Annotated in this window: 12 protein-coding genes and 1 tRNA gene; 7 read left to right on the top strand and 6 right to left on the bottom strand. The window is 64.9% G+C overall.

The features are described 5' to 3' along the window. Positions 1 to 33 precede the first annotated feature (33 nt). From tolB to AWB78_RS14550, 6 genes are all read left to right on the top strand, one after another. Positions 34 to 1,326 carry a Tol-Pal system beta propeller repeat protein TolB gene (gene tolB, locus AWB78_RS14575; RefSeq protein ID WP_062605318.1) on the top strand — a complete coding sequence of 431 codons (1,293 nt, stop codon included), beginning with the start codon at positions 34 to 36 and terminating at the stop codon, positions 1,324 to 1,326. A gap of 55 nt (positions 1,327 to 1,381) precedes the next feature. Continuing rightward, on the top strand, positions 1,382 to 1,888 hold the full coding sequence (pal, locus tag AWB78_RS14570) for a peptidoglycan-associated lipoprotein Pal (RefSeq protein ID WP_062605315.1): 507 nt from the start codon (positions 1,382 to 1,384) through the stop codon (positions 1,886 to 1,888). A gap of 27 nt (positions 1,889 to 1,915) precedes the next feature. Further along, on the top strand, positions 1,916 to 2,665 hold the full coding sequence (gene ybgF / locus AWB78_RS14565) for a tol-pal system protein YbgF (RefSeq protein ID WP_062605311.1): 750 nt from the start codon (positions 1,916 to 1,918) through the stop codon (positions 2,663 to 2,665). A 149-nt stretch (positions 2,666 to 2,814) separates the two neighbouring features. Further along, positions 2,815 to 2,890: transfer RNA gene (locus AWB78_RS14560), tRNA-Lys, on the top strand. Positions 2,891 to 3,289: 399 nt separating this feature from the next. Continuing rightward, positions 3,290 to 4,363 (top strand): helix-turn-helix transcriptional regulator, encoded by a 1,074-nt coding sequence (locus tag AWB78_RS14555; protein WP_062605308.1) that lies wholly within the window; start codon positions 3,290 to 3,292, stop codon positions 4,361 to 4,363. Further along, positions 4,360 to 5,181: an SIR2 family NAD-dependent protein deacylase gene (locus AWB78_RS14550; RefSeq protein WP_062605305.1), complete on the top strand. Its 822-nt coding sequence runs from the start codon at positions 4,360 to 4,362 to the stop codon at positions 5,179 to 5,181. The genes AWB78_RS14555 and AWB78_RS14550 overlap by 4 nt, the downstream gene beginning before the upstream one ends. A 6-nt stretch (positions 5,182 to 5,187) precedes the next feature. Here the strand turns inward: AWB78_RS14550 and AWB78_RS14545 are convergent, their stop codons facing one another. Then, on the bottom strand, positions 5,188 to 8,649 hold the full coding sequence (locus AWB78_RS14545) for an ATP-binding protein (protein ID WP_062605302.1): 3,462 nt from the start codon (positions 8,647 to 8,649) through the stop codon (positions 5,188 to 5,190). Between the two features lie 3 nt (positions 8,650 to 8,652). After that, a complete protein-coding gene (locus AWB78_RS14540; protein ID WP_062605466.1) occupies positions 8,653 to 9,909 on the bottom strand; it encodes a metallophosphoesterase family protein in 1,257 nt (418 codons plus the stop codon). 173 nt (positions 9,910 to 10,082) lie between these two features. Here AWB78_RS14540 and AWB78_RS14535 point away from each other — a divergent pair, with 173 nt between their 5' ends. After that, positions 10,083 to 10,337: a hypothetical protein gene (locus tag AWB78_RS14535; RefSeq protein WP_062605300.1), complete on the top strand. Its 255-nt coding sequence runs from the start codon at positions 10,083 to 10,085 to the stop codon at positions 10,335 to 10,337. On the opposite strand, the gene rsmA is transcribed toward AWB78_RS14535, so the two are convergent. The 4 genes from rsmA to AWB78_RS14515 all read right to left on the bottom strand — a co-directional run bounded on the left by rsmA (position 10,319) and on the right by AWB78_RS14515 (position 16,031). After that, complete coding sequence (rsmA, locus tag AWB78_RS14530; RefSeq protein ID WP_062605298.1) at positions 10,319 to 11,134, bottom strand: 16S rRNA (adenine(1518)-N(6)/adenine(1519)-N(6))-dimethyltransferase RsmA; 816 nt, start codon at positions 11,132 to 11,134, stop codon at positions 10,319 to 10,321. The genes AWB78_RS14535 and rsmA overlap by 19 nt on opposite strands. 26 nt (positions 11,135 to 11,160) lie before the next feature. Then, entirely contained in the window at positions 11,161 to 12,144 is a 984-nt protein-coding gene (gene pdxA / locus AWB78_RS14525; protein ID WP_062605297.1) for a 4-hydroxythreonine-4-phosphate dehydrogenase PdxA, read from the bottom strand. Between the two features lie 7 nt (positions 12,145 to 12,151). Continuing rightward, on the bottom strand, positions 12,152 to 13,513 hold the full coding sequence (locus AWB78_RS14520) for a peptidylprolyl isomerase (protein WP_483481511.1): 1,362 nt from the start codon (positions 13,511 to 13,513) through the stop codon (positions 12,152 to 12,154). Between the two features lie 127 nt (positions 13,514 to 13,640). Continuing rightward, a complete protein-coding gene (locus AWB78_RS14515) occupies positions 13,641 to 16,031 on the bottom strand; it encodes an LPS-assembly protein LptD (RefSeq protein WP_062605295.1) in 2,391 nt (796 codons plus the stop codon). Between the last annotated feature and the right edge of the window lie 89 nt (positions 16,032 to 16,120).

Here is a 16,120-nt window from a genome sequence, read left to right as displayed (position 1 = left end):
CCTGAAAACGCTTTTATCTGGAACCTATACAGCATGAGTTTGATGACGAAGCTTGGCCTGAAAACGCTGGTCGCGTCCTGCCTGATCGCAGCCGGCACCGCCGCACACGCCCAGTTGAACGTACTCGTGACCGGCGTCGGTTCGACCCAGTTTCCGATCGCGACGGCCAATTTCGCCAACGAAGCGAGTTCGGCGCAGCAGGTCAGCGCGATCATTCGCCAGGATCTGCAGAGAAGCGGCAAGTTCACGAATATCGACGCGGGCGGCACGCCCGTCGCCGAAGGCGATTCGGTCGATCTCGGCGCGTGGAAGGCGAAAGGCGCCGACGCGTTCGTGTCGGGCAGCGTGAACAAGCTGCCGAACGGCCAGTACGAAGTGCGCTTCCGTCTCTACGACACCGTCAAGCAGCAGAACCTCGGCGGCCTGTCGCTCGTCAGCGCCGAAAGCGGCCTGCGCATGAGCGCGCACAAGATCGCGGACTACATCTACGCGAAGCTGCTCGGCGGCCGCGGCGTTTTCGCGACGCGCCTGTCCTACGTCATTCAGACGGGCGGCCGTTATCAATTGCAGATTTCGGACTCGGACGGCCAGGACGCGAAGATCGCCCTCTCCAGCCCGGAGCCGATCATCTCGCCGGCATGGTCGCCGGACGGCACGAAGGTCGCGTACGTCTCCTTCGAGAAGAAGAAGCCGGTGGTCTACATCCACGATCTGCCTACGGGCCGTCGCGTCGTCGTGTCGAACCAGAAGGGCAACAACAGTGCGCCGGCGTGGTCGCCTGACGGCCGCAAGCTCGCGGTCGCGCTCTCGCGCACCGGCAACACGCAGATTTTCGAAGTCAACGCAGACGGCTCCGGCCTGCGCCGTCTCACACAAGGCAGTTCCATCGATACCGAGCCGGCCTTCTCGCCCGATGGCAACTCCATCTACTTCACGAGCGATCGCGGCGGCCAACCGCAGATCTACAAGATGCCGGCGGCGGGGGAAAGCGCCGGCGCGGCCCAGCGGGTGACGTTTGCGGGCAGCTACAACACGAGCCCGCGCGTGAGCCCGGACGGCAAGCAACTCGCGTACATTTCGCGCACTGGCGGCGGCTTCAAGCTGTATCTGCAGGACCTTTCGTCCGGCACGGCGACGGGGCTGACCGACACGACGCATGACGAATCGCCAAGCTTCGCGGCGAATGGTCAGTACATCCTCTACGCCACCCAAGTGAACGGACGTGGCGTGTTGGCAGCCGTTTCGACCGACGGTCGTACGCGGCAAGTCTTGTCTGTTCAGGGCGGTGTGGTGCGCGAGCCGTCCTGGGGTCCGTTCATGCAATAAGTTCAGCAATAACGTTTCAAAGACAACGTTCAGCTACAACACAAGGAGAGGTACCATGATGTCGAAACTTCGTATCGGCCTGGCAGTTGCGATGGTCGGCGCATTGGCGGCGTGTCACTCGGGCGTGAAGCTCGACGAAGGCCAGAACAAGGGTGCAGTCGGCACGCAGCCGAACCCGACGGACGTGAAGCAGGTCAACATCGATCCGCTGAACGACCCGAACAGCCCGCTCGCCAAGCGCAGCATCTATTTCGACTTCGACAGCTACGCCGTGAAGGACGACTATCAGCCGCTGCTGCAGCAACACTCGTCGTACCTGAAGAGCCATCCGGAGCGTCACGTCCTGATCCAGGGCAACACCGACGAGCGTGGCACGAGCGAGTACAACCTCGCGCTCGGCCAAAAGCGTGCGGAAGCCGTGCGTCGCGCAATGTCGCTGATGGGTGTGGCCGATACGCAGATGGAAGCCGTGAGCCTCGGCAAGGAAAAGCCGATGGCGACGGGTCACGACGAATCGTCGTGGGCGCAGAATCGCCGCGCCGACCTCGTCTATCAACAGTAACGTAACCAGACACGGGTGAGTCGCCCTATGTTGTATCGCTTCCCCTTGCTGCGCGTCGCCGCAGCCGCATGCGTGCTCGGTTCGACGATGCTGAGCGTGCCCGCGCACGCCGGCGTCTTCGACGACAACGAGGCACGCAAAGCCGTGCTCGATCTGCGCACGAAGACTGATAGCCTGTCCAATCAGTTGCAGGCCGCGCAGCGAACGATCCTCGATCAGCAAAATCGTATCGACCAGCTCAATCAGCAGGTCGCGACGGTTCGCGGCCAGAACGAGGATCTGGCCAATCAGGTCGCGACGCTGCAGAAGCAGCAGAAGGACTACTACGCCGATCTCGACTCGCGCATGAAGAAATTCGAGCCGCAGCAGGAGACGATCGACGGCATGACCGGTTCGGTGCAGCCTGGCGAGACGGAAGCGTTCAACACAGCGTCGACTCAATTCCGTAACGGTGACTACAAGAACGCCGCGGCCTCATTCAAGGCGTTCGTGGCGAAGTATCCGCAGAGCCCGTATCAGCCCACGGCGCGGTACTGGCTCGGCAATGCCTTGTACGCTCAGCGTGACTACAAGGGATCGACGGCGATCTGGCAGGACCTGGTGAAGCAGTATCCGACGCATCCGCGAGCGCCCGAGGCGTTGCTCGCTATCGCGAACAACCAGATCGAGCAAGGCCAGAAGGCGGCTGCAAAGCAGACGCTGCAGCAGATCATCTCGCAGTACGGCGGTACGGAAGTCGCGCAGACCGCGCAGAGCAAGATGTCGCAGGTGAAGTAAGCGGTGTGTCCGGCGCCTGTGTTTCGCGCCTCTCGAAGAGAATGCCCGCGGGCAATGAAAGCTGCGGGCGTTTTCTCTCGAAGTTTCGGCTGTTCTTCGGCGAAGGGTTGACAAATCTCCGAACCGCCGATTATAATTTTGCCTCTTTCGGGTCGTTAGCTCAGCTGGTAGAGCAGCGGACTTTTAATCCGTTGGTCACAGGTTCGAATCCCGTACGGCCTACCAAAAGAAACAAGTAGAAAGCCCAGTCATCGCGACTGGGCTTTTTGCTTTGTGGATTTCTTGTAGACAACCGATTAACGATGGCCGGCTTGCTTAGCGCCATATCTTCAGTAGCCGCCCGCACGCATCGGTGCGCCCTGCGCCACCGACGCTTTTCCTCAGTCCGACGTTCCCATTGCGCGCCGCACCTGCGGTTCTCAATCGATTCAATCGGCATCTAAGACGTGCCACCTTCCGCAGGCGTCTAGAAAAGGCGGATAAACCACTCGCATCCACTATTACTACGGATTCCCTAGCGTCATAGCCGGATAAGAGCAGCGCGATTCACCTCCTGTGCCATCAAGACACCATCTGTCTCGATCGTCCCTATAATCGAGACCGACACTCTTCTTTCCGAGCCCCATGACCTCCAGCCTCGACGAAGCCATCCTCCGCGTGCTGCCTACCGAACGGGACGCGACTGCCTGGCTTTCGACGCCCGAAGTGCGCCGGCGGCTTGAAGAGCGCGGCCATCGCGTCGGCTATACGAAGAAGGTGCAGCGCCACCTGAGCGCGCTCGAAGCTGACGCGCGCGTCGTGTCGATGATCAACGGGCGCGAGCTGCACTGGCAGCGCAAGCCATGGCTGCACGGCTTGCAGGAAGGCGTGAGCGGCCTGATGAGCGCGTCGGAGGCGGTCGCGTTTCACATCCTGCAGCGCTTCGCGGGCAACAAGCTGCCGAACGCCGTCACGCGCGACATCGATCCGCTCTTCAAGGCGGCCGAAGCGCGGCTGTCGCAGGAAAAGGCCGACAGCCGCATCTACCGGGCATGGGCGGACAAGATCGATTCCGTCGATGGCGCCTTCACGCTGATTCGGCCGAAGCTGCGTCCGGAGATCTTCCAGACCGTCGCGACCGCCACCTTCTTCGAGCGCGAACTGCTCGTGCAATACCGCGCCGCCTACAAGAGCGAGCCAGGCAACGAGCCGAGAACGAGGACGCTCTGGCCGCTCGCGCTCGTCGAATCGGCCGGCGTGATGTACATGGTCGCGCAAGACCCGAATCGCGCGCCGCGTCCGGAAAAGGGCGAAACGGAGTGGATGCGCACGCTCTACCGGCTCGACCGCATCCGCTCGGTGACAGAATCCGGCGCTTCGTTCACGTACCCGGAAGACTTCAAGCTGCGCAAATACATCGAGACGCAGCAGGTATTCGACTTCCTGCCCGAGCCGCCGGTGCGTCTCGAACTCGCTTTCGACGGCAACGCCGGCAATCAGCTGCGCGAATCGCCGATGTCGAAGGATCAGCAAATCGACACGCTTCCCGATGGCCGCATGAAGGTCACGGGCACCGTGACGCCGAGTCTCAAGCTGCGCTGGTGGCTGCGCGCGCTCGGCGCGGGTGTCGAGATTCTCAAGCCTCACGGTTTGCGCGACGAATTCGCCGAAGACTATCGGAAGCTCGCGCGGCGCTATGGTCAGGGCGACGCGCAATGAACCAAGCCGCGATCTTCGAGCAGGCCGCCGCATGGCTCCGCGAAGCCGATGGCTTGCTGATCACCGCCGGCGCGGGCATGGGCGTCGACTCCGGACTGCCGGATTTTCGCGGCCCTGAAGGGTTTTGGCGCGCCTATCCGGCGCTGCGGAATCACGGCTTTTCGTTCGAGGAAATCGCGAACCCTGAAGGCTTCGTGCGTCATCCCCAGCTCGCGTGGGGTTTTTACGGGCATCGGCTTGCGCTGTATCGCTCGACCGCGCCGCATGACGGTTTTCATGTGCTGAAGCGCTGGGCCGCGCGCATGCCGCGCGGCGCGTTCGTCTTCACGAGCAATGTCGACGGTCAGTTCCAGCGTGCGGGCTTCGGGCCCGAGCGCGTGGCCGAGTGTCACGGCGCGATCGACGCGCTGCAATGCATCGACGCGTGTACGAACGACATCTGGCCCGCCGACGGTTTCGATCCCATCGTCGACGAGCGCCGCTGCGAGCTCGTCAACGCGATGCCGCGCTGTCCGCATTGCCACGCACTCGCGCGTCCGAACATCCTCATGTTCGGCGACTGGAGCTGGATCGAGACGCGCTCGGCGCGGCAGGCGCGGCGGCTCGCCGCGTGGCTCGATGGCGTCGCAAGGCTCGTGGTCGTGGAGCTCGGCGCGGGCCGCACGGTGCCCACGGTGAGGCGCTTCAGTGAGCGCAACGGGCCGCGCGTCATCCGCATCAATCCGCGCGAGCATGCGATTGCGCCGGCCTTCGGCGTCGGCATAGCGGGCGGCGCGCGCGAAACCTTGCTGCGCCTCGACGGCATGCTGCGCGCCTGAAGCGTGTCAGCCCATGTAGCGCACGTTGACTTCGGGTCCGAACACGTCGCGAACGATATCGACCAGATGATCGTGGTGGCTCAGAAAGATCACCTGCGTGCGTTTTGCGATGTGCGCGAGCACGCGCAGCCCGGCGCGCGCGCGGCCATCGTCGAAATTGATGAAGAGATCGTCGGCGACGAACGGCAGCGCCGACGCCTTCTCGCCATGCTCCTCCAGCGCCGCCAGCCGCAGCGCGAGATAAAGCTGATCGCGCGTGCCTTCGCTCATGCCCGCGATCTCGACGTGCTCGCCGCTGGTGCGGATCGCGGACAGCGCCATCGGCTGACGGTCGTAATCGACGACGAGGCGTGAGAACGTGCCGAGCGTGAGTTCCGAGAAGATCGTGCTCGCGCGCGAGAGCATCGGGCCCTGACGACGCTCGCGATAACGGTCGATCGCCCACTTCAGCAGCGTCGATGCCGTCTCGACCTTCACGAAGCGCTCGGCGGCATCGGCCATGACGGCGAGCGCTTCCTGGCGCTTCGCTTCGGCGCGCGCGGCGTTCGCTTCGCCTGCGATCGCGTCGAGTTCGCGGCGCGCGGTGCCGAGCGCGGCCGCGCTTTCGCTCGCGATTCTCACCGACTCGGACAGCGCAGCGCCGATGCGCGAAAGCTCGGCCTGCACGTTCGGCATGTCGGCGTCCTCGAGTTCCGCGACGAGCTCGTCGAGCGTCAGGCCGTCGCCGCCCTTGATGAGCGCGGCGCGCGCGTCGTCGACGGCGGCGGTCAGCTCGCGCTTTTTCTGCGATTGCGCGATCAGGACCGCGAGCGCGTCGGGCGCATCGACACGGGCCCGTTCGTAGAGCGGACGCAGCGTTGCCTTCGCCTCTTCGACGTCCGCACGGGCTTGGCTCACCTGCTCCGTCGCCTGTGCGTGTCGTTTCTTCAGGCGCTCCAGCTCGGTTTGCGCGGCGCACGCGCGATCCAGGCGCGCCGATAATTCCGTCGCGATCGCGTGCGCGCCGAGCGTGGCGAGGGATTCGTCGAGTTCGCGCGCGAGCTGTGACGCATCGGCGTCGAGCGCGGCGAGCGCCGCGCGCATCGTGTTGATCTGGCCGCTGCGCATCGCGTCGATCTGTGTCAGCTGCTCGCCGATCTTCTTCGCGATGTCGATGGCCGCTTCGGCCGCCGCCTGCGAATCCGCCGCGTTCGCGAGACCCGCCTTCGCGATCGCCGCCGACCACTCGCGCTGCCAGCGCTCGAATGCTTCGCGAGCCGCTTTCGCCGCGCCTTGCCGCGCGATGCGCTCGGCGTGCGCTTCGTCGAGCTGCGTCGCGACGTGGCGCCGCGTCACAGCTGCCTCGTCGATTGCGCCGATATGGGCTTCGGCCCCGTCGCACAGCATGCCGAGACCGGCGTCCGCGTCGATGCGCGCGCCCGCTTCTTCCAGATGCCGCGCGAGCTCGCTGCGGCGCGCGTCGGCATCGGCGGATTCGCGCGCGAATTCTTCCGTGCGTGCATCAAGCGTCTGCGCCGCCGCCAGCGCCTTGTCGCGCGATGCGAGCCACGACGGCGCATCGTCCAGCGACATCTCTGCGAGCTGCGTTTGTGCCGCGAGCGCGCGCCACGCTTCGTCGAACACCGTCAACGACGACTCGGCTTCGCGCACGCTTTCTTCGCGCCGCGAAAGCGTCGATTGCTCGCTCGCGATACGCCGCTTCAACGCCGCGAGCTGCGTCGCGTGGCCGACCGAGCCAAGCTGGCGATCCGCCAGGCCATCCGCCGCGTGCATCGCATGCTCGAAGCCGGACGCGCCTTCACCGGGCGCCACGTCGCCGGATTTGATCGCGCGCCATGCCGCATCGCGTGTGGCGCGTGCATCGCGCACCTGATCGCCGGTCACGACATCGTGCGCTTCGACGAGATCGTCGAGTTCCGCGCGCGTCGCGTGGAGGGTGTCCTGCGCCTCCCTCGCACGGTCCGCCGCGAGCGTCACCCGCGACATCAGATCCAGCCGTTCCGTGCGCAACGCGGCGATGCGCTCCGCTGCCGGCAGCGTCATCGCCTTCAGTTCGGCGATCGGCCGCGACCATCGACCGAGCGACGCAATCGCTGCTTCGAGCATGTGCGCCGCGTCACGCTTCGCGTCGTCGAGGCGCTGCTTCGCCGCGCCCGCGTCGCGATACTTCTGCGCGGCACGAAACGCCGCGCGCAGGCCCGGCGATACGTCCCCGCTCGCGATCGCCGCGAGCTTCGCTTTCAGCGCGTCGATCTGCGCCGCGCATGCTTCGGCTGCCTGCTCCGCGTTGCGTGCCGCGAGTTCCAGTTCGCCGCGTTCGAGCATCAGGCTCGTGACCGTCTGGAGCGCGAGCGCGCCGGGCATCGCGCACCGCGCGCCCGCTTCGTCTTGCGGCCAGCCGAGTTGCGCGCCGTCCTGCGCGATCTGCCGCAGGCGCAGCGCGACTTCCTGTTCGAGCCGCGCGATGTCGTTCGCGTGATTCGCGCAGCGCTGTCGCATCGCGTCGAGCGCCCGAATGCGCGCTTCTGCCGCCAGCAACGCGCGATCGACGCGCACCGCCGCCAGATCCATCTGCAATTGCTCCGCGGTTTTCGCGTGCACATCGAGCGCGCCTTGCGCCGTCGCGAGCCGCGTCAGCGCGTTTTGCAACGTCGCTTCGGCGTTCGCGGGCAGATCGACGACGTCGCCCAGTTCGCGCAGCTCCGCCGCCTTCTCGCGCCACACGTTCAGATAAGGCGCGACGCGCCTCACCCGCTCCAGCTTGCCGCGCTGCGCTTCGAGTTCCACGCGGTGCGTTTCTTGCTCGCGGCTCTTCTCCTCCGCCTCTTCAACGGCCCCATGCGCGCGACGCCACTGCGTCGTTCTCACGCTCGCGGTCTTCAGCTCGGCGATGGCTTCGTCGTATTGCTTCAGGCCGATGTAGTACGCGCGGTCGCCCGACTTGCGCTTCGCCCAGAGCTTGTCGGCCTCGTCCGCGAGACGCTGACGCACGTCACCGAGACTCGCGATGCCCGCCGCCGACTGGAACAGCACCTGCCCGACATCGCTCGACGCATCGAGAATGGCCTCGCCGCCGCGGCGAAGCGCCTCGTGATTGAGGCAGTACATCTGCTCGAAGAAGCTCTTGTCGGCCGCGCCGAGAAACGTGGCCAGGGCATCGGCGGGCAGCGCATCGCCGTTCAGCGCACTGAGCGATGATTTGCGGCTCTTGGTGCGATGAAACGCGAACGTCTCGCCGCCCGCTTCGATCGACGCGCCGAGACGCAAATCGCTCTGCGGATGCACGAACGCGAGCGGCGAGCTGTGCGGCATGCCGAACAGCAGTTCCGATATCGCGTTCTTGATGGTCGACTTGCCGGCCTCGTTCGGACCGACGACGAAGTGGAAATCGAGCTCCGCCGCCGGAAACTCGACGGCGTGATCGGTGAACTTGCCGTAGCGGATGAGTTCGAGCTTGCCGATACGCATGGCCTACTCCGCGTCCGCGAGTTGTGCGATCAGGCCTGAGCGCACCTCGCTCACGAGCTTCGCGAGTTCGCCGTTGCGCACGTGGTCGAGCTCGGGCACGGACTTCTGCAATTCGCTCGGCGCCTGCGACGCCAGCGCGAAGAGTCTTTCCTTCAGCATGCTCAGAAACTCCGGGTCGGTTTCGGCCTCGATCAGGAGGCCATGAAGATCGGCGAGCGCATCGATGCGCCCGGTTGCCGGTTCGCTGTGTGCGAGCGGCTCGGTCGCGATCTTCACTTTTTCGAGCCAGAGGCGGTCGTGGCTGATCGCGGCGATCTGCGCGAGCACTTCGGCGCGCAGTTGCGTTGCCAGGCCGAACAGTTCGCCATGCGCCTGCGTCGCGCCAGTGATCGTCACGCGCACCGCGTGCGGCACCGGCGACGCCGCCGACTCGACGAGCGCTTCGAGCTCACGCCCGATGGCGAGCGCCACTTCATCGAGCGTGCTCGCCTGCGACGCATCCACGGTGACCGACTCCCAGCGCAGCACGTCGATGAAAAGCCGCTCGACGCTCACCTCTTCCGTGTCCGACACCGTGACGAGCACCGCGCCGCGCCGGCCCGTCTCGCGGATGTTGCGTCCTTGCAGATTGCCCGGAAACACGATGGTCGACGCTTCCTGCCAGATGGCGTAATCGTGGACGTGGCCGAGCGCCCAGTAGTGATATTCCTTCGCGTGTAGTTCGGCGACCGAGCACGGCGCGTAGCTCGCGTGCATCGAGCCGCCTTCGAGCGCGGTATGCAGCACGCCGATGTTGAAATAGCCCGCGACCGGCGACGGATATGCGGTGACGAGATTCGTCGTGACCGCCTTCTCCTTGAAGCTGTGGCCGTGCAGCGCGACCTTCAGCGTGTCGATGCGAAAGGTCTGCGGCTTGCGCGTCGAGAACGTGTGGACGTTGTCGGGCAATTGAAGCTGGCTCGTCATTTCGCTTTCGGCGTCGTGATTGCCGAAGAGCACGTAGACAGCAATGCCCGCGCGGCGCAGCCGTCCCATCTCGCGGCAGAAGAAGATGCCCGTGTTGTGATCGCGCCAGGTGCCGTCATAGAGATCGCCTGCGATCACCATGAAATCGACCTGCTCGTCGACGGCCACCGACACGAGCTTCGAGAAGGCCTCGCGCGTGGCGTTGCGCAGCATGTCGGCAGGTGCGTCCGCGTAGGCGGAAAGGCCGTGCAACGGGCTGTCGAGATGAATATCCGCCGCGTGTATGAAGCGCATGCGCTGTCTCCCTTGAAGGATGTCTTTCTGCCCCGCATCGATGCGGACGACGATCATAGCAGCCGTTTCGGACACATCGCGTCCCGGTTTCGCCCGACGCTTCGAGACGTGAAATGTCCCGCCTCGCTCCCAGAATTCATCGCTCGGATTCAACGCGACACGAGGCCAGAACGATGAACGAAACACTCGAGCGAGACGCCACGATCACGAGCCCGTACACGCCCAGGAATGTCGATGCCGCGATCGGGCATCTGGAGCGCGTGCTGTCGGCGGAAGGCGCGAATTCGCTGTTTGGACAGACCTATTGGCGCACGCGCGTGCGGCAGGTGAGCGCGACGCGCGGCTTGCAGCGCGACCAGCGCGCGCGGCTGGAACGGTTGATGAAACTGCTCGCGGATTCCGGCTGCGTTCAGGCTTTCGAGCGCTGAACCGCCTGCGCCAACGCGACGAATTCCGCGACCGGCACTTCCTCGGCGCGGCGCGCGAGATCGAAGCCGAGCGCATCGAAATCGATCGTGTCGCGGTACGCGCTCAGGTTGTTGCGCAGCACCTTGCGACGCTGCGCGAACGCGGCCTTCACCACGTCCGAAAGCACGGTGTCATCGACTTCGGGCAGCTCGTGCGGCGCGAACGGAATCATCCGCACGATCGCGGAATTCACCTTCGGCGGCGGATTGAACGACTCGGGCGGCACGTCGATCAGCTTGTCCATCACGTAGCGGTATTGCAGCATCACCGAAAGACGCCCGTAGTCCTTGCTCGCGGGCTCCGCGATCATGCGTTCGACCACTTCGTCCTGCAGCATGAAGTGCTGGTCGACAACCTTGTGCGCGAACGTCGTCAGGTGGAAAAGCAGCGGGCTCGAAATGTTGTACGGCAGATTCCCGACGATGCGCAGCGTGGGCTTCTCACCTTCGAGCGCGAGCACGCCGAAATCGAAGTCGAGCGCGTCCGCCGAATGCACGACGAGCCTGTCACCGAAGCGCTTCTCTAGCCGTCCGATCAGATCGCGGTCCAGTTCCACGGCATGCAGCGGCGATTCGGGCGTGGCAAGACGCTCGATCAGCGGCTCGGTGAGCGCGGCGAGCCCCGGCCCGATCTCGACCATGCGCTCGCCGCGCTTCGGCGAGATCGCATCGACGATGGAATCGATCACACCCTGATCGACGAGAAAGTTCTGCCCGAAGCGCTTGCGCGCGAAATGGCCTTGATGTTTGGTCGACATACTGATTCGAATGAATGCGCGCGAGTTCAGGCGCTGCGCTTGTGCCGCGCCATCGTGACGGCGGCGTCGATCGCGGCGATCATGCTGCCCGGATCGGCGCGGCCCGTGCCCGCGAGATCGAGCGCGGTGCCGTGATCCACCGACGCGCGGATGATCGGCAAGCCGAGCGTCACGTTGATGCCTTCGCCGAAGGTCGCGTATTTCAGCACCGGCAAGCCCTGATCGTGGAACATGGCGAGCACGCAATCGGCGTCTTTCAGATAGCGCGGCTGGAACAGCGTATCGGCGGGATACGGACCCGGCGCATCGATGCCGCGCGCGCGGGCGCGTTCCAGCGCGGGCGTGATGACGTCGATTTCCTCGCGGCCCAGATAGCCGTTTTCGCCCGCGTGCGGATTGAGCCCGGTCACGAGAATGCGCGGCGCGGGCAAGCCGAAATGCGCGCGCAGATCGTGATCGATGATGGTGAGCGTTTCGACGAGGCCGTCGATGCTGAGCGCCGCGGACACATCCTTCAGCGGCAGATGCGTGGTCGCGAGCGCGACGCGCAACGGACGCTCGCTCGAACCCGCGAGCATCATCACGACGCGCGGCGTATGCGTGCGCTCGGCGAGATATTCGGTGTGGCCGGTGAAGGGAACACCGGCATCGTTGATCGTGCTCTTTTGCAGCGGCGCGGTGACGATGGCGTCGAAGCGGCCCGAAACCGCGCCGTCGATCGCGGCATCGAGCAGACCGAGCACGTAGCGCCCGTTCGCCGCATTCAGCTTGCCCGGCTCGGCGGGCACGGCAAGCGCGTGATGCTCGATTTCGATGACATCGCCCACGGCGGGCCACGCACCGCCTGCGCGCGACGTCAGCAAGTCACGATCGCCGAGCACCGTGAAGCGCGCCGACGGCCAGCGCTCGCGCGCCTCTCTGAGCGCCGCCGCCGTCAGTTCCGGGCCGACACCGGCAGGCTCACCAGTCGTAATGGCGATGTGAAGCGGTCGGGTGTCGACGGCACTCATGTTATTGCTATTGCGGCTGCTGGGCCGCGATGCCCTTGTACTGCACGTACGCGGTGTCGCGCAGTTCGCGCAGCCAGTCGGAATACGCCTGCTCGGCCTTGCGCTGGCCGATGGCCTGACGCGCGATATCGAGCTGCTTCGTCGCCGAGCCTTCCGCGTCGCGACGGCCGAGCACCTGGATCAGGTGATAACCGTATTCGCTTCGCACGGGATCGCTGACGGCGTTGTCCTGAAGATTGTTCATCGCGCGCTCGAACTCCGGCACCGTTTCGCCCGGGCTGATCCAGCCGAGATCGCCGCCTTGCGACGCCGAGCCGTCCTGCGAGTACGTGCGCGCGAAATTGGCGAAATCGCCGCCTGCGATCACTTGCTGCTTGATGTCGAGCAACTTTTGACGCGCGGTCTGTTCCGACATGCCGTCCGACACACGCAGCAGGATATGGCGCACGTGCGTCTGCACGAGCTTGGGCGCATCGGCGGCCGTGCCCTGACTCGCGCGGCGATCCACCAGCTTGATGATCTCGAAGCCACCGTCGGTGCGCAGAAGCGTGGGCACGACCTGACCCGGACGCAGCGTCGATACCGCATTCACGATGCCCGCAGGCAGCGAGGCCGGCGCGCGGAAGCCGAGATCGCCGCCCTTGCCTGCATCGGTGTCCTGCGAGTTCTGCTTGGCGAGCTTGCTGAAATCCTCGCCGCCTTGCGCCTGCTTGAGCACGGCGTCGGCCTGGGCCTGGACCTTCGCGACGTCGCTTTCCGGCGCATTCGGCGCGAGCTTGAACATGATGTGCTGAAGATGCAGATCGCTCGTGTTGCGCGCGCCCGGACCGCGCTGGCTCGCGATGTAGTTCGCGACTTCGCCGTCGGACACGGTGACCTTGCTGTCCACTTCCTTCTCGCGCAGCTTGGAGAGCGTGAGTTCCGTGCGCGCGTCGCGCATGAAGGTGGACCAGGGCACGCCCTGCGCCTCGATGCGTGCGCGATAGACTTCGAGCGTCATCTGATTTTGCTGCGCGAGACGCTGGAGCGTGCGGTTCACGGTCGCGTCGTCGATGTTGATGCCGTCTTCCTTCGCACGCTGGAGCTGGATGCGCTCGAGGACCATCTGATCGAGCACCTGCTGCTGCATCTGGGCCGCGGGCGGCACCGGCGCGTTCTGCTGCTGCAGACGCTTGGCGATGAGCGCGGTGCGGTCTTCGAGTTCGCGCTGCGTGATGACGCCGTCGTTCACCACCGCGACGACGGAATCGGCGACTTGCGCATTGCGATTCGACAACGCCTGCGCACCGGCCGGCGAATTCAGGATCAGCGCGGCAGCGAGCACGCCCGCTGCGATTGCCGTCGATCGAAACATATTCACGTTTGCCACAGATACTCCATCAAATACGGGCTGCACCCGATCGTGTCCTACTTGTGTGTTCCACCCTGCGTGCGGCGCCGGGGCCGCCATTCACTGCCTGTCACATTGGATACCGCGCGCGGGCGAGCGTTGCGGCTTACTCGTAATCGCTGTACCGGGCGAGCGGAGGCGCGGCCGGAGGCGGCGGCTGATAACCCTGGACGCTCGCGCGGAATGCGCTGACGAGGCCGTTGTCGACATTCGACAAGCCCTTGAACGTCAATTGCGCGAGCACGCGCGTGCCCGACGAAGGCTGGCCCTGCGTATTCACGCCGTTGGCGTAACGCTGCATGCCGAAGCCGAACGCCCAGCAGTCGGCATCGTACTGGAAGCCCAGCAGCCCGTCGACGAGACGATGGCTCGCGAGATCATAGTTTACGCGGCCGACGGCGTAGAGGCGGTTCGTGAGCGGCCACTCGCCGGACAACAGAATCTGGTTGATCGGCTCGTTCACCAGGGTGGTCTGGTTCGAACGCGTGTAGCGGTAACCGACGTTGATCACCCTGCGCTCGCCCGGACTGAACGCGAAACCGATGCTCGAGCGCACGAGCTGGTTGTTGTCGACATTATATTGGAACGCCGTTTCCGAGGCGAAACCGGCTCCGAGCTTGATAGCCGCGCCCGCGATCAGGTCAGAGTGCTTCGCCTGCTCGGGCAGTTGGCCCGGCGTGATCGTGACGCGCTGACTCTGGAAATAATACTGCTGCGCGATGACGAAACGCGCACGCTCGTCGCCCGTCGCCGGGTTGATGAAGCGCGTCGTCAGGCCCGCGGTGATGCGGTTCGCGTCGGCGATCCGGTCGTTGCCGACGAACGTGTTCGGCGTGTAGATCTCGGCCAGGCCGAAGTCGGCTTCGGCAGTATCGAAGATCGGCGCGAAGTCCTGATTGTGATACGGCGTGTAGACGTAGTAGAGCCGCGGCTCCAGCGTCTGGATGTAATCCTGCCCGAAAAGCCGCACCGAGCGGTCGAACACGAGACCCGTGTCGAAGCTGATGGTCGGAATCGATTCGGTGAAATTCTTGGGCTGCCCCGTCACCGGCGGCGACGAACCCGCCACCTGCGTCGTCGCGATATGGCTCAGGTCGTACGACGCGAAGTGCCACTGCACCTTCGGCGTGACGAAGTAGCCCGGCGCATTGATCCCGTAGCTGAGGTACGGATTGAAGTACAGCCGGTTGCCGTCGGTCGCGCCGTCGGTGGTGATCGTGAAGCGCGTCGTGTCCAGTTCCGCGCCGTAATCGAAGCCGCCGACGTTGTACTTGTTGTACTGAACGTTCACCTGCGGCTCGCGCGCGTACGGCGGAACCGACGGTTGCAGCGTCTGCCAGCGTTGCTCGCGCGCGAGCACCGACCACGGGCCGTTGTTGTAGGTGAGCCCCGCTTCCTGCTGATACAGCAGTTGCGTGCCGTTCAGGAACTGGTTCGACGCGTTGCCCAGGTCTTCCGGATATTGATCGTCCGAAACCTTGTTGTAATTGATGTAGCCGCCGAACCCGTTGCCGAAATTCTGGCGATGCTGCCAGAAGATCGCATAACGGTTCGTGTGCGTCTCGCGGTCGTTCGGCAGAAAGTCGCCGGTGAACGAGCCCGAGTAAGTGGGCGACAGATAGCGAAAGGTCGCTTCGCCCAGCACGCCGCGCCGCGTCATGATGCGCGGCGTGACAGTCAGATCGCGATTCGGCGCGATGTTGAAATAGTACGGAATCGTCGCTTCGAAGCCGGTCGTCGAGCTGAGCGAGAAGGTCGGCGGCAACAGGCCGCTGCGACGATCGCCGGTGAGCGGAAACGACAGCCACGGGCTTCCGAAAACCGGCACGCCCTGGAAGAACAGCACGCCGTTATGCGCGATGCCCTCTTCGGCGCCGGTGTCGAAATCGAACGATGTGCCCTTGATGTACCAGGCCGGATCGGATTCGCACTGGCAGGCCGTGTACGTGCCGTGATCGATGCGCGCCCGCTCGTTGTCGATCATGTCGGCGCGCTCGGCGCTGCCCGATCCGCCCGTCAAGTTGAAGTGGTACTTCGGGTTCGTCATGAACCCTTCGTTCGCCTCCACCTTCAGATGCGCCTCAGGACCGACGAACGACACGCCGTTGTTGATCAGCCTGACATTGCCGAAAGCATCGGCCATGTCCGTATCCTGGTCGTAATGCAGCGCGTCGCCCTTGATGACCGTCACCGTGCGCCGGATCTCCGCCGAGCCCTTCGCCGCCATGTCCTCGTCGGTGGTGCCGGTGGCCTTGTCGCTCAGGAGGAATGTCGAAGGCTGCTGGCCGTTTTGCAGCGGGCGCTCTTCCAGTTGCGGCGCGAGGCGCAGGCTGCCGGGGCCGTCGAGCGGCTGCGGATAAGCGGCGTCGCCCCCGAGTTGGGCGTGCGCGAGAGCGGGCATCAGACCCGGAACGGATAGAAGCGCGACGACGAGCCGCCGCCTGCGTGGCTGAGCGTCGCCTTGGATTTTCGATACGGGAAACTGTCGTGGCGGCATGTATGGGTGGCGGTTCGATCCCGTTCGCGTCCCACGCGCCCGATGCCGCCGGGCAGGCGGCCGCGCCCTTCCCACAGTCACGAACTTGA

Source organism: Caballeronia calidae (genome assembly GCF_900044055.2).
Taxonomy (GTDB): domain Bacteria; phylum Pseudomonadota; class Gammaproteobacteria; order Burkholderiales; family Burkholderiaceae; genus Caballeronia; species Caballeronia calidae.
This window is presented reverse-complemented; position numbering and strand designations above follow the sequence as displayed.

Coding starts and splice junctions, on each gene's coding strand:
- tolB (WP_062605318.1), top strand. CDS start 34: ATGAGTTTGATGACGAAGCTTGGCCTGAAAACGCTGGTCGCGTCCTGC.
- pal (WP_062605315.1), top strand. CDS start 1,382: ATGATGTCGAAACTTCGTATCGGCCTGGCAGTTGCGATGGTCGGCGCA.
- ybgF (WP_062605311.1), top strand. CDS start 1,916: ATGTTGTATCGCTTCCCCTTGCTGCGCGTCGCCGCAGCCGCATGCGTG.
- AWB78_RS14555 (WP_062605308.1), top strand. CDS start 3,290: ATGACCTCCAGCCTCGACGAAGCCATCCTCCGCGTGCTGCCTACCGAA.
- AWB78_RS14550 (WP_062605305.1), top strand. CDS start 4,360: ATGAACCAAGCCGCGATCTTCGAGCAGGCCGCCGCATGGCTCCGCGAA.
- AWB78_RS14545 (WP_062605302.1), bottom strand. CDS start 8,649: ATGCGTATCGGCAAGCTCGAACTCATCCGCTACGGCAAGTTCACCGAT.
- AWB78_RS14540 (WP_062605466.1), bottom strand. CDS start 9,909: ATGCGCTTCATACACGCGGCGGATATTCATCTCGACAGCCCGTTGCAC.
- AWB78_RS14535 (WP_062605300.1), top strand. CDS start 10,083: ATGAACGAAACACTCGAGCGAGACGCCACGATCACGAGCCCGTACACG.
- rsmA (WP_062605298.1), bottom strand. CDS start 11,134: ATGTCGACCAAACATCAAGGCCATTTCGCGCGCAAGCGCTTCGGGCAG.
- pdxA (WP_062605297.1), bottom strand. CDS start 12,144: ATGAGTGCCGTCGACACCCGACCGCTTCACATCGCCATTACGACTGGT.
- AWB78_RS14515 (WP_062605295.1), bottom strand. CDS start 16,031: ATGCCGCCACGACAGTTTCCCGTATCGAAAATCCAAGGCGACGCTCAG.